Below are 12710 nucleotides of genomic sequence, written 5' to 3'. Positions count from 1 at the left end.
GACATCCAGCAGCGTAGTTTCTATAAATAAAATCTATAAATTAAATAAAAAGCGGAACTTGCATCGCAAGTTCCGCTTATATTCGTTTACGTTAGCAATATAGCTTTAACGTTTACGAATTGCGGCCACCGCCGTGGCTGTTCTGACCGCCTTTTTTGCCGGCTTCAGAAGCCTTCTCGCGGTCGTTGGCAAAGTTGCCACCGCTGTTCTGGCCACCTTTCTGGCCAGCTTCGGAAGCTTTCTCGCGGTCGTTAGCGAAGTTGCCGCCACTGTTCTGGCCACCCTTCTGACCGGCTTCGGAGGCGCGTTGCGGATCGTTGGCAAAATTGCCACCGCTGTTATGGCCGCCTTTTTGCCCTGCTTCGGAGGCCTTCTCGCGATCGTTAGCAAAGTTACCCGGATTTCCGCTCTTATCGTTCGACATGAGATTACTCCCGTTACTTGATGGTACTTAAAAATGGCGACCACTCTGCAGCCGCCTCACTATCTCGGAGGGCAACTGCAGCCGAAGAGTTCTAAAAAAATAGATAGAGTTCGATGAACGGCGCCCACATCAAAACTGCCATTACAAGCGAAACACCGGAACCGCGATAGTTGCACTTAGATGGCAACGGAACGCCAAGCGCCATGCCCCCGCTAGTTACAGCGCTATATAGGGTTTCGCGTCCCGACCACCAACGACGACAGACTCTTGATTGTCAGCAGATACCGCTCATCGGCTCCATTACACGGGCGATCATTGTCAACAAGCTGTAACCGAATCGGGGCAGTCTCGGAGTCCAGGAAAGCCGCGACGGCTGGCGCAAGGAAGCGACTTTTCTCTGGACCACCTCGACCGAGACTTTGGAGGCCACATGAACAGCAAAACGCTGGAAAACCTGGTCAAGCAATCCGATCTCAGCAACAAGCAGCCGCTTGAATTCTGGAAGCAGCTGCGGCGCTGCAAGACTGACAATCGCCCGAGCGCGGCGGCACTGGCGAGGCGTGCATCAATGGACCTCGAGCTCTACGCGGTCGGACGCTAAACACCTCTGCGCACCCGCACGCCCACTATCTAGCCCGGCAAGCCACAGAAGACCAGAACCGAGCTCAATGCTGGCCTGCGAGGCGCCATCGTAGCCGCTCCTGTCCCTTCCTCATCGATCAGGCCAGACGTCTCCGTTGGCGTCGCACGCCGATTCCAGTCCGGGTTGTAGAAGCCTGTATCGCACACCCTCGCTCAGCATTGGCGCAGACCGCAGGTTGATTACTACGACCCGACCTGCATGGCTCTGTCTCATAGAGGCTTCGTAGCACGAAGCAGCTTCCGTTCACTGCCCGACTCCCTCTCGGCATGCAAACAGCCGTCTTAGCTGGCCACCAGACAGCTCATCAGCTGTTTGGTGGGGTGGTGCAAGGCAGCCTACCCGCGGCAATTAACGACAACACATTGACGTATTATTGAGATCCGGCTTAACTGCTCATCAGCGATCAGACGTTTCCTTCGCCCACCACAAGAACAATGCTATTCGAACGGAAAAGGTAGATTAGCTCATGAACATCACCGCAACGGTGCCATCCGAACGCCGCACATCAATGATCGAATCCGGTGCTTGGAATGACAAGGTCATTACAGACTATCTGGACCACGCTGTATCGAGCAGACCTGATACGCCTGCACTCATCGCATACCGTGTCCACCAGAACGTCCGACGGGTATTCAGCTACGCCGAGCTGAACCAAGTGGTACGACGCATGGCGGCCGGCCTGGCGGCGTTGGGCGTGGACAAAGGCGATATCGTTTCCTGCCAACTGCCCAACTGGTGGGAAATGACCGCCCTGCACCTGGCGTGCGTGCGCATCGGTGCGGTGCTAAACCCGCTGATGCCGATCTTTCGCGAGCACGAGCTGCGCTTCATGCTCAGTTATGTGCAAAGCCGCATACTGGTAATCCCGCAGTCGTTCCGCGGCTTCGATTACGCCTCGATGGTTGACGGCTTGCGCAGCGAGCTTCCGGCGCTGGAGCATGTTTTGGTGATCGACAGCGCCGACGACAGTCGCTCGTTCCAGCGAGTACTGCTGGATCGCGCCTGGGAAGAGGAAACAGACACACAGGCGTTGTTCACCGAACGAAGGCCCCACGGCGACGATGTCGTCCAGTTGCTCTACACCTCCGGCACAACCGGCGAGCCAAAGGGCGTGCTGCACAGCAGCAATACCTTGCTCAGCAACATTCGCCCCTATGCCGAACGCCTGCATCTGGACAGCGAGGACATCATGTTCATGGCGTCGCCGATGGCCCATCAGACCGGTTTCCTCTACGGCCTGATGATGCCCATCTATCTGAAAAGCGCATCTGTGCTGCAGGACATCTGGGACCCGGCGTTCGCGGTCAAGGTTGCCAAAGCCGAGCGACCGACCTTCACCATGGCATCGACGCCATTTCTGGCGGACCTGATCGAGATTGCGCCACAGCACCCAGAAGAACTGTCCTCGTTGCGGGTCTTCGTTTCGGCCGGTGCACCGATCCCGGGCGCCCTCGTGGAGCGCGCCGCTGCAGCCATCCAGGCCAAGATTGTCTCCGCGTGGGGGATGACCGAGAACGGCGCCGTAACCATGACCCGGCCCGAAGACGAGCCGGAGCGCGCGATCAACAGCGACGGCGTCGCAGTGCCCCATATGGAAGTGCGCGTGGTGGATGAGAATGGCGAAGACGTACCGCGCGGCGCCGAAGGCAACTTGCTCGTTCGGGGCGCCAGCCTGTTCATCGGTTACCTCAAGCGCCCGGATCTGTACAACGTCGATGACGACGGCTGGTTTCCAACCGGCGACCTGGCGCGGATGGACGCTCAAGGCTACATCCGCATCACGGGTCGCACAAAGGATGTGGTGATTCGCGGCGGCGAGAACGTGCCGGTCGTCGAGATCGAGAACCTGCTCTACAAGCACCCGGCGATTTCCGCCGTGGCCTTGGTGGGTTGTCCTGATGCGCGTCTGGGCGAACGCCTTTGCGCATACGTCACCCTCCATGACGGCCATGAGTCGCTCAGCCTGCAAGAGGTGGTCCGCTTTCTTTCGGAGCAGCGCCTGACCCGCAACTACATGCCCGAATACCTCGAAGTATTGCCTGCCCTTCCGCGCACACCGTCCGGAAAGATCCAGAAATTCAAACTGCGTGAACAGGCCAAAGGCATCAGCCTCCCGGCCGCCAAGCCCGCCTGAACACCCCTTCCCTTTGCATTTGCTGGAGAACCGATATGAAAGGCCTATCTGGAAAAACCGTGATCATCACGGGCGGTGGCGGTGGCATTGGCCGCGCGCTCTGCCTGCGTTTTGCCGCCGAGGGCAGCCGCGTTGCGGTGTTGGACCGTGACATGGCAGCTGCGCAAAGCACTGCCGAACAGGTCACCAAAGCCGGTGGCAAGGCAGTGGCTTACGCCGCTGACATCACTGATTACGCCACCATCGTTGAAACAGTAGACAAGATCGAGCGCGACCTGGGTGTGCCAGCCGTCCTGGTCAACAACGCCGGCTTCGACCGCTTCATGCCGTTCCTCAAGACCGAGCCGGGGATGTGGCAGCAACTCATCGACATCAACCTGACCGGTGCGCTCAACATGCATCACGTGGTGCTGCCAAAGATGCTCGAAGCCGGCGGCGGCAAGGTGATCAACATTGCCTCCGATGCCGCGCGCGTCGGCTCCTCGGGGGAAGCGGTCTACGCCGCGTGCAAAGCGGGCTTGATCGGTCTGTCGAAGACCTTGGCGCGGGAGCTGGCCAGCAAGAACATCAATTTCAACGTGGTCTGCCCCGGCCCCACCGACACCGCGCTGCTGAAAAGCGTGGCGGCCACGTCGAACAATCCGGAGAAGCTGCTTGAAGCGTTCAAGAACGCCGTTCCCAAGCGTCGTCTTGGCCAACCGGAAGACTATCCCGGCATCGTCTGTTTGCTTGCTAGCGACGATGCCGACTTCATCACCGGACAGGTCATCAGTGTGTCCGGCGGCCTGACCATGGCCGGCTGAACAGGAGCTCAACATGAACTACGAAGACATTCTCTACAGCGAAGCCGACGGCGTCGCGACCATCACCATCAACCGCCCGGAGCGCTACAACGCGTTTCGCGGCCAAACCTGCATGGAGCTGCTCGACGCCTTCAACCGGGCCGGCTGGAACAAGGCCATTGGCGTCATCGTTTTCACCGGCGCCGGCGACAAAGCCTTCTGCACGGGCGGCGATCAAGGTGCGCACGAGGGCCAATACGACGGTCGCGGCCTGATCGGCCTGCCGGTCGAGGAACTACAGAATCTGATTCGCGAAGTGCCCAAGCCCGTCATCGCGCGGGTCAATGGATTCGCCATTGGCGGCGGGCACGTACTCCATGTGGTCTGCGACCTGAGCATCGCCTCTGAAAACGCAATCTTCGGCCAGGTCGGCCCGAAGGTCGGCTCGGTTGATCCTGGCTACGGCACCGCGTACCTCAGCCGGGTGATCGGCGAGAAACGCGCACGGGAGATTTGGTACCTGTGCCGTAAGTACAGCGCCCAGCAAGCGTTTGACTGGGGCCTGGTCAACGCCGTGGTGCCCCACGATGAACTCGATGCCGAAGTGAGTAAGTGGTGCGACGAAATTCTGGAAAAGAGCCCGACCGCCCTCTCCATCGCCAAGCGCTCGTTCAATGCCGACAGCGCCAATATTGGCGGGATCGGCGGGCTCGGGATGCAGGCGCTGAGCCTGTACTACGACACCGACGAAGCCAAGGAAGGGACCGCGGCGTTCAAGGAAAAGCGCAAGCCGAACTTCCGTCAGTTCTACAAGTAACGCATCCGCACGGAGCCGGGAGACCGGCTCCTGCCACAGGCTTCTGGCTGGAGATCACCATGAATTTCGGTTTCAACGAGCAACAAACCGCCATTCGCGACAGCGTCGCACGCTTCAGTGCCGATGTGCTCATGCCCGGCTATCGACGTCGTGAACGCGAAGGTTTCATCGAACGGTCGCTGATCGAGCAGATGGGGGGAATGGGCCTGCTGGGTGGCGAACTGCCGGAGGCGTTCGGCGGTAGCGGTCTGGATTGCGTCACAGCCGGCATCATCATCGAAGAAATCTCCCGCGGCGACTTCAACGTGGGCTACATCCCGTTACTGGCCTCGCTCAATGGCCAGATCATCGCGCAGCATGCCGCGCCCGAACTGGCGCGCGAATGGCTCAGCGAAATCACCGCCGGTCGCAAGGTCGTATGCATTGCCCTGACCGAACCGAGCGGCGGTTCGGATGCGGCAAACCTGCGCCTCAAGGCCGAACACAACGGCGACGGATACATCCTTAACGGCGAAAAGACCTCGATTTCTATGGCTGACCAGGCGGACGTGGCGGTGGTGTTTGCGCGCACTGGCACGCAAGAATCGCGCGCCAACGGCATCAGCGCCTTTCTCGTACCGATGGACTCGCCCGGCATCAACACCACCCGTTTCGATGACGCCGGTCAGCGCTGCATCGGTCGCGGCTCGATCTTCTTCGACAACGTCCGAGTGCCGGCCAGCCATCGCCTGGGTGATGAGGGCCAGGGCTTCAAGCAGGTCATGCAGGGGTTCGACTACAGCCGCGCGCTGATCGGCCTGCAGTGCTTGGCCACCGCCCAGCAATCGCTGGACGAAACCTGGCAATGGCTGACCGAGCGCGATGCCTTCGGGCAAAAGCTCTCCGCCTTTCAAGGCCTCACGCATCCGCTGGCCGAATACCAGACCTACGTGCAGGCCGCGCGGCTGCAATGCTATTACGCACTTTGGTTAAAGGATTCGGGGCAGCGCCACAACGCTGAAGCGGCAATGAATAAATGGTGGGGACCAAAACTCGCGTTCGACGTCGTGAAGCAGTGCATGCTTGCTCACGGTCATACAGGCTGGGGCGAGGATCTGCCCTTCTCGCAGCGCATGCGGGACGTGCTGGGTCTACAGATTGGTGACGGCACGGCGCAGATCATGAAAAATATCATCGCCCGCGAATGCCTGCCCAGGTAGCCCGTTCCGGCTGACTTATCGCCATCCTGCTAGGAATTCCGATGTCCGCGATTGAAACCAAGAGCATTCCCAACCGGCTTTTCTTCCGGTTGTTTCAGACCGGCAACGTGTTGCAGCGGCAAGTGCAGAAAGAGATGGGCATCAGCACTGTTCAGTGGGCGGTGTTGGGCGCCTTGTCCCGTCCAGGCTACGACGAGGGAATCTCCTTCAATCAACTGACCGAGTATCTGGTGGTCAGCCGCCAGAGCCTCGACGGCGTGCTGAAGCGCATGGAGCGCGACGGCCATGTCGAACGCGTGCCGCATCCCGATGACGGACGCGCGCGACTGGTCAGGCTGACACGCTCCGGCCGCGCTTACTGGGATGCGCTACAGCAGCGTATCGCCGAGTTCTATGAACAGGGATTGAAGGGCTTCAGCTTCGATGACAGCGTCAACTTCCTGCATTACCTGAGCAAGTTTCAGACAGATCTTAGCGGTATTGCCCTCGAACGCGTCGACGCTACCGACCCGGACTCAATAGAAGATTCTGCTATTGGGCAGCCATGACGATCTCGACAATGCTGCTCATCGCGAAGCAGCGTCTCACGATTATTGTTCCGTCACCCGCTCCTGCCTGAGCAGCAGCCAGACGATGCCAAGACCGCCCACGGCGACCACTGCTGCACCGAGAAAGATGCTCTGCATGCCAATGTAAGCGGCCAGCACGCCCATGATCGCGCCAGACAGGCCCAGCGACAGGTCGAAGAACATAGCGAAGACGCTAAGACCCGAGCTGCGGTTGGCAGTGCCTACGCGGGATACCACGCCTACGCCCAGCGCCGGATACAGCAGAGAAAGGCCGCAGCCGGTCAAGGCTGAACCGGCCAGCGCAACGCTCGGCGCCTCGGCCAGCCAGAGCAACAGTAACCCGCAGATTTCAATCATCAGGCAGACCATCGCCACTGAATAGCCGCCAACGCGGTTGATCAGATTGGGAAACAGCAGGCGTGTGCCGATAAAGGCAAAGGCGAAAGCGGTCAGACACCAGGCGGCGCCATCCCATCCGCGCGCGTCGTAATACAAAGCAATGAACGCTGTCAGCGTGCCGTAACCGATGGTTGCCAAGGCCAGGCTGATGCCTGGCGGTGCGACTTTCCACAACACCTTGCCAAACGGCAGGCGTGTGCCCGGATTAAGCGGCGCATCACCACGCCGCCATGCCAATGCCAGCCCTGTGGTGGCCAATCCCATTGTCACAGCGCCGAGGCTCCAGAGGCCCAGCGACTGAGTCAGAAAAACGCCCAGCGGTGCGCCAATGCCGACCCCGCCATAGGCGGCGACTCCGTTCCAAGAAATCATTCGCGCAGTGCTTTCGGCTCCCAACCGGCTGATGCCCCAGGTGATTGCCGATATGCCGACCAGGCTTTGTGCAAAACCAAGGATCAAGCGGCTGGCGACCATCACCCCGATACTTGCCAGCGGCCAGGATTCGAACAGCGCCGAGGCCAGCAGGAACGCACCGCTTATCAGCCCTGAGGCCATCCCGATGAGTACGGTTTTCTTCGCGCCCCGCTCGTCAGCCAGCCGGCCAGCGAGCGGGCGGCAGAGCAAGGTCGTCAGATATTGCGCACCGATAACGATACCGGCAATCGCGGTGCTGAACCCCAGGTTTTCATGGATATAGCCCGGCAGCGAGGCCAGCGGAATACCAATGGAAATGAACGAGATGAAGTTGAAAATGACCAGCGACAGGATGAAGAACGTATCGTGGGTGGCCGGTTGTTTCGCTGCGGGCATCGGGTCGCCTGTCGGTGGGTGAAAAGGTGGAGAGCGCCAGCGCCAATCAGGACGAACCTATCGAGATGGCAAGCTCAACGTTCTGACCGTGATCCGGATGGTTTGATCGTCTCGCACCGCAAGTCATCATACAACCCCTCACGGCGCTGCATCACCGATTCAGACCGGCTTCACAGCGCCCCCTGCCTTTGGCCGTCGCCATTGCGGCAACCCTATAAGCACCACGGCGCTGACGATCACAGTCATCGCCAGCCATTCCTCGACACCGATACGCTCGCCGGCAAAGCTGACACCCAACAGCACGGCCACCACCGGATTGACATAGGCGTAGCTGGTGGCCGCGGCAGGACGTACGTGCTTGAGCAGGTAGAGGTAGGCGCTGAAGGCCACGATTGAGCCTAGGAAGGTCAGGTAGATCAACGCGAGCCAGCCGGCCGTGTCCGGCATTTGTTGCAGGCGTTCCCCGGTGACCACGCTGCCGAACAGCAGCACCGCACCGCCGATCAGCATCTGCGCCGCACTCGCCATCGCTCCGCTCGGCAAGCTGAGGTGACGGCTCCACATCGAACCGAATGCCCAGCTCGCAGCGGCCAGCAGCACGATCACCGCGCCTAAGGGGCTGGCCTGCAGGTTGTGCCCCAGATTGAGCAGACCGATGCCGATCAGCCCCAGCATGATGCCGCCCCACTCCAACCCGGTCGTTCGCTGACCCCAGATCAAACCGAACAGCAATGCAAACAGCGGCACCGTTGCGATCGCCAGTGCCGCCACCGCCGAAGCAACACCGAGATGCTCAGCCACTGTCACCCCGCCATTGCCGCAGCTGAGCAAAAGAAATCCGACAACCGCGCAAGACCGCCATTCGCGCCCCGTGGGTAGCGGCACGCCGCGCCAGCGCAGCCAGGCAAACATCAGGCTGCCCGCAATCACAAAGCGCAATCCGGCGAGCAGCATTGGCGGCCACGACTGGACGCCAATACGGATCACGAAATAGGTTGAGCCCCAGATCAGATACAGGGCGAGAAAAGCCCCCACCAGCAGCAAAGAAACGCGGCGCGACGACATGAGGCAGCCCCGAATGGGTGGTGAAAAACCATCATTCTAGTTAGCTCGACATACCGGCGAACAAGCACAGTCAGCCTTTTGTTTAGCGGTGCAGTTAGCCGAATCGACCAGCTGCTCAGCGCTTGAGGCCGAAGGGGTCATCGATGCTGTGGCTCGGTTCGGTGAACCAGCGTGGCCCATGCTCGCTCATGTAGAAGTGATCCTCCAGACGAATGCCGAACTCACCGGGAACGCAGATCATCGGTTCGTTGCTGAAGCACATGCCGACATCGATGGGCGTATGGTCGCCACGCACCAGGTAAGGGCTCTCATGGATTTCCAGCCCGATCCCGTGTCCGGTTCGGTGCGGAAGGCCCGGCAGTTGGTAATCCGGGCCGAGACCGCAGGCTTCAAGCGAGCTACGTGCCGCCTCGTCCACCTCTTCGCAGCGCGCACCCAAGCGAGCCGCAGCGAACGCCGCCAACTGCGCATCCTTCTCGAACGTCCACAGCGCACGTTGATGTTCATTCGGCTCGCCGAAGACGTAACTGCGCGTGATATCCGACAGATAGCTGTGCACACGGCAGCCCGTATCGATCAGGACCATGTCGCCGCGTTCTAGCGTCTGCGGATATTTCACACCATGAGGGAACGCGCTCGCCTCGCCGAACAGCACGATGCAGAAGGTCGACCCAGGCGCCCCAACCGCACGGTGCGCGAGCTCGATGAACCGGACCACTTCGGTGGTGCTGATGCCCTCGTGAAGGATGCTCGCAGCCGCCTTGTGTACTTCAAGAGTCATGTCTTTTGCGCGCTGCATCAAGGCGATCTCAGCGCGGGATTTCCGTTGTCGGCAGTAGCTTGTCACCGCACTCGCATCAGTGAAGGCATAGCCTGGATCCAGCAAGCGCAGGCCATCGAACATGAAAAACGGCAAGGACGGACAGAGGCCGATGCATGGGCGAAGACTGGTGTTCGGCTGAATGCCCATGCGCTGCAGACAGTCGAGCAGCAAACGATAGGGGCTTTCATGTTCCTGCCATCCGTTGACTGCACCGTCGACCACCATGAAGTCGCGAATCGTGCCCTCTTCGAAGGCTGGCGCCAGATACTCCAGCGCACCGTCTGCGAGCAGGATTGCACCGACCATGCGCTCGCTCGGGCTCCAGCGCACACCAGTGAAGTACTCGAGATTGGCGCCCGCGCACAGAAAAATAGCGTCGATGCCCAGCTGCTTCATGCGTTGCTGAGCGCTATCAATACGAGCCAGGTATTCGTCGAGCGCTATCGGCTGAACGCCATCCAGCATATTGCGCAGGCGCCCAAGCGCCTCTTCCTGCGTGCTGCCGCCGACACCGATGGTCATGCCTGTTCTCCGAAAAGCCTGATGGAAATGTTCGCCGAATTTAAGTGCAGCTTAATTTTTCTGGCAAAGCTTTTTTCTCCCGTACCGCGAAAAAGACAAAATCAAGGCTGGCGCGAGTCTGTCCGGCTGGCCGTATACTGGCCACTTTCATAAGGCGAATTCCATGACAGTCGACCGTATCGGTGAACGATTGCGCCGGCACAGGCGTGCCGCCAACAAGACCTTGAACCAAGTAGCCAAGGAGTCGGGGCTGACGGCGAGCTTTCTGTCACAGGCCGAGCGCAACCTTACCGGCGTATCGATTTCATCGCTGGCGAACATCGCAAAATCACTTGGCGTACCGCTCAACTCGCTGTTCGATCAGCCCAGCCAATCGCAGCCCGACTCCCATCAGGGCGAACGTGTCCGTTACACCATCGAAGGCCAGCCGCTGGCCTACGAGCGCCTATCCACCAGCTTTCCAGGCAATCTGCTGAATGCTGTGAAGGTCAGCATGCCGGTGGGTTATCAGTCCGAGCTTATCGCTCACGAGGGCGCCGAATTCGCCTACGTGCTGTCAGGACGAATCGTCTACACGGTCGACGGCCGCGATTACCCGTTGGCCAGTGGTGACTCCATACACTTCGACGCAGGCAAGCCTCACCACCTCGCCAACGTGGGCGATCAGCCGGCCGAAGTATTGACCGTAACCACCATGGGACTCTTTGACGATCTGACCACCCGCTAACCGGCGGCGCGATTGCTTGACCCCGATATCCGAGACACGCCAGCGGAATTTAACAGCGCTTAATTTCTGTTGACCGCGTTTTCAACATGACTTAATTTCGGGACAGGCTAGGCTGTGATCTTCAGAGCGCAGTCGCCGACAGTGTTCTGCGCCGAGCGGGCAACCCCCCACGGCGACACCGGCGTGCAGTGAGCCACTGTTCGGTCCACGAGACCAACCCTCGATGAACATAAAAAAGAATGAGGTTTGCATGCGAAACACTATCTCCATCCGGGCGATGCTCGCCGCGGGACTGATCCTCGGTTCGCCCCTCAGCTTCGCCGCCAGCAGTCTTGTGTATTGCTCCGAAGGCAGCCCGGCCGGATTCGATCCCGGCCAGTACACCACCGGTACCGACTTCGACGCGGCGTCTGAGACCGTCTTCAACCGCCTCGCTCAATTCGAACGAGGCGGCACTCGCGCCCTCCCCGCCCTGGCGACCGAGTGGGAGGTCAGCGATGATGGCCTCACCTACACCTTTCATCTGCGTCCCGGGGTCAAGTTTCATACCACCGATTACTTCACGCCCAGCCGCGAGTTCAACGCAGACGACGTGCTCTTCACCTTCCAGCGCATGCTCGACAAGGATCATCCGTTCCGCAAGGCATACCCCAGCGAATTCCCGTACTTCACGGACATGGGAATGGACAAGAACATTACTAAGGTCGAAAAACTCGACGACCTGACGGTGCGTTTCACGCTCGACAAAGTGGATGCAGCCTTTATCCAGAACCTGGCTATGAACTTCGCCGCCATCCATTCGGCCGAGTACGCTGACCAGCTGTTGAAAGCCGGTAACAGCGAGCAGATCAACCAGAAGCCGATCGGTACCGGCCCCTTCGTTTTCAGCCGCTACCAGAAAGATGCTCAGATCCGCTTCAAGGGCAACGAGGCCTACTGGAAGCCGGAGGACGTGAAGATCGACAATCTCATCTTCGCGATCACCACCGACGCCTCGGTGCGTGCGCAGAAACTCCGCGCCGGTGAATGTCAGATCACCCTGAATCCTCGTCCCGCGGATATCGAAGCGCTTCAGAAAGATCCCAATGTCGAGGTCCCCAGCCAACCAGGTTTCAACCTCGGATACATTGCCTACAACGTGATGCATCCGCCGCTCGACAAGCTTGAAGTGCGCAAGGCCCTGGACATGGCGGTCGACAAGAAATCGATCATCGAAGCGGTCTATCAGGGCGCCGGCCAGCTCGCGGTCAACGCCATGCCGCCGACGCAGTGGTCCTACGACGAGAGCATCAAGGGCGCCGAATACAACCCTGACAAAGCGCGTGAACTGCTGAAGCAGGCCGGAATTCCGGAGGGCACCGAGATCACGCTCTGGGCCATGCCGGTGCAACGCCCCTACAACCCCAACGCCAAGCTGATGGCCGAGATGATTCAGGCTGACTGGTCCAAGGTTGGCGTGAAGACGCGCATCGTCAGCTACGAATGGGGCGAGTACATCAAGCGCGGTCATGCTGGAGAGCACGACGCCATGTTGATCGGCTGGACCGGCGACAATGGCGATCCTGACAATTGGCTGAACACCCTGTATGGCTGCGACGCAGTAGACGGCAACAACTGGTCGAAGTGGTGCGATGCCGAGTACGACAAGATCGTCAAACAGGCTAAACGCATCACCGATCAGGGCGAACGTACCGAGCTGTACCAGAAGGCGCAGCAGATCATCCAGGAACAGCTGCCCATCACTCCCATCGCGCACTCGACGGTCTACCAGCCAATGCGCAAAAGCGTCGAGGGCT

At 59.7% G+C, this 12710-nt stretch carries 12 protein-coding genes; 8 read left to right on the top strand and 4 right to left on the bottom strand.

Going from position 1 to position 12710, the window contains the following annotated elements; genetic code table 11:
* Window positions 1–112: 112 nt before the first annotated feature.
* A complete protein-coding gene (locus PSTU_RS0102820; protein ID WP_019339525.1) occupies window positions 113–424 on the bottom strand; it encodes a general stress protein in 312 nt (103 codons plus the stop codon).
* A 430-nt stretch (window positions 425–854) separates the two neighbouring features.
* Here PSTU_RS0102820 and PSTU_RS21740 point away from each other — a divergent pair, with 430 nt between their 5' ends.
* The 6 genes from PSTU_RS21740 to PSTU_RS0102790 all read left to right on the top strand — a co-directional run bounded on the left by PSTU_RS21740 (window position 855) and on the right by PSTU_RS0102790 (window position 6547).
* Window positions 855–1025 carry a hypothetical protein gene (locus PSTU_RS21740; protein ID WP_019339524.1) on the top strand — a complete coding sequence of 57 codons (171 nt, stop codon included), beginning with the start codon at window positions 855–857 and terminating at the stop codon, window positions 1023–1025.
* A gap of 508 nt (window positions 1026–1533) precedes the next feature.
* Window positions 1534–3201, top strand: coding sequence for a cyclohexanecarboxylate-CoA ligase (locus tag PSTU_RS0102810; RefSeq protein WP_019339523.1), 1668 nt, complete (start codon window positions 1534–1536; stop codon window positions 3199–3201).
* Between the two features lie 35 nt (window positions 3202–3236).
* A complete protein-coding gene (locus PSTU_RS0102805; protein ID WP_019339522.1) occupies window positions 3237–4004 on the top strand; it encodes an SDR family NAD(P)-dependent oxidoreductase in 768 nt (255 codons plus the stop codon).
* A 13-nt stretch (window positions 4005–4017) separates the two neighbouring features.
* Window positions 4018–4800 carry an enoyl-CoA hydratase-related protein gene (locus PSTU_RS0102800; RefSeq protein ID WP_019339521.1) on the top strand — a complete coding sequence of 261 codons (783 nt, stop codon included), beginning with the start codon at window positions 4018–4020 and terminating at the stop codon, window positions 4798–4800.
* Between the two features lie 59 nt (window positions 4801–4859).
* Window positions 4860–5999: a cyclohexanecarboxyl-CoA dehydrogenase gene (gene aliB / locus PSTU_RS0102795; RefSeq protein WP_019339520.1), complete on the top strand. Its 1140-nt coding sequence runs from the start codon at window positions 4860–4862 to the stop codon at window positions 5997–5999.
* Between the two features lie 41 nt (window positions 6000–6040).
* Window positions 6041–6547: a MarR family winged helix-turn-helix transcriptional regulator gene (locus PSTU_RS0102790; RefSeq protein ID WP_019339519.1), complete on the top strand. Its 507-nt coding sequence runs from the start codon at window positions 6041–6043 to the stop codon at window positions 6545–6547.
* A 42-nt stretch (window positions 6548–6589) separates the two neighbouring features.
* On the opposite strand, the gene PSTU_RS0102785 is transcribed toward PSTU_RS0102790, so the two are convergent.
* From PSTU_RS0102785 to PSTU_RS0102775, 3 genes are all read right to left on the bottom strand, one after another.
* Window positions 6590–7777 (bottom strand): MFS transporter, encoded by a 1188-nt coding sequence (locus PSTU_RS0102785; protein WP_019339518.1) that lies wholly within the window; start codon window positions 7775–7777, stop codon window positions 6590–6592.
* Window positions 7778–7936: 159 nt separating this feature from the next.
* Window positions 7937–8842 carry a drug/metabolite exporter YedA gene (gene yedA, locus PSTU_RS0102780; protein WP_019339517.1) on the bottom strand — a complete coding sequence of 302 codons (906 nt, stop codon included), beginning with the start codon at window positions 8840–8842 and terminating at the stop codon, window positions 7937–7939.
* 115 nt (window positions 8843–8957) lie between these two features.
* Window positions 8958–10187, bottom strand: a complete 1230-nt coding sequence (locus PSTU_RS0102775) for a M24 family metallopeptidase (protein WP_019339516.1) — start codon at window positions 10185–10187, stop codon at window positions 8958–8960.
* Window positions 10188–10350: 163 nt separating this feature from the next.
* On the opposite strand from PSTU_RS0102775, the gene PSTU_RS0102770 reads away from it, so the two are divergent.
* Together PSTU_RS0102770 and PSTU_RS0102765 are read left to right on the top strand one after the other, a co-directional pair.
* Window positions 10351–10914, top strand: coding sequence for a cupin domain-containing protein (locus PSTU_RS0102770; protein WP_019339515.1), 564 nt, complete (start codon window positions 10351–10353; stop codon window positions 10912–10914).
* Window positions 10915–11137: 223 nt separating this feature from the next.
* The coding region (locus tag PSTU_RS0102765) for an ABC transporter substrate-binding protein (RefSeq protein WP_413771552.1) at window positions 11138–12710 on the top strand (1573 nt) is incomplete at its 3' end.

Origin of the sequence: Stutzerimonas stutzeri SDM-LAC (assembly GCF_000235745.1) — a bacterium.
Lineage (GTDB): Bacteria > Pseudomonadota > Gammaproteobacteria > Pseudomonadales > Pseudomonadaceae > Stutzerimonas > Stutzerimonas stutzeri_H.
Note: the sequence above shows the minus strand (reverse complement) of the source record. Positions and strands in the feature narration are given on the sequence as shown.

Bases quoted from the DNA above. Each gene is read 5' to 3' on its own strand.
- PSTU_RS0102820 (WP_019339525.1), bottom strand. From the start codon at position 424: ATGTCGAACGATAAGAGCGGAAATCCGGGTAACTTTGCTAACGATCGC.
- PSTU_RS21740 (WP_019339524.1), top strand. From the start codon at position 855: ATGAACAGCAAAACGCTGGAAAACCTGGTCAAGCAATCCGATCTCAGC.
- PSTU_RS0102810 (WP_019339523.1), top strand. From the start codon at position 1,534: ATGAACATCACCGCAACGGTGCCATCCGAACGCCGCACATCAATGATC.
- PSTU_RS0102805 (WP_019339522.1), top strand. From the start codon at position 3,237: ATGAAAGGCCTATCTGGAAAAACCGTGATCATCACGGGCGGTGGCGGT.
- PSTU_RS0102800 (WP_019339521.1), top strand. From the start codon at position 4,018: ATGAACTACGAAGACATTCTCTACAGCGAAGCCGACGGCGTCGCGACC.
- aliB (WP_019339520.1), top strand. From the start codon at position 4,860: ATGAATTTCGGTTTCAACGAGCAACAAACCGCCATTCGCGACAGCGTC.
- PSTU_RS0102790 (WP_019339519.1), top strand. From the start codon at position 6,041: ATGTCCGCGATTGAAACCAAGAGCATTCCCAACCGGCTTTTCTTCCGG.
- PSTU_RS0102785 (WP_019339518.1), bottom strand. From the start codon at position 7,777: ATGCCCGCAGCGAAACAACCGGCCACCCACGATACGTTCTTCATCCTG.
- yedA (WP_019339517.1), bottom strand. From the start codon at position 8,842: ATGTCGTCGCGCCGCGTTTCTTTGCTGCTGGTGGGGGCTTTTCTCGCC.
- PSTU_RS0102775 (WP_019339516.1), bottom strand. From the start codon at position 10,187: ATGACCATCGGTGTCGGCGGCAGCACGCAGGAAGAGGCGCTTGGGCGC.
- PSTU_RS0102770 (WP_019339515.1), top strand. From the start codon at position 10,351: ATGACAGTCGACCGTATCGGTGAACGATTGCGCCGGCACAGGCGTGCC.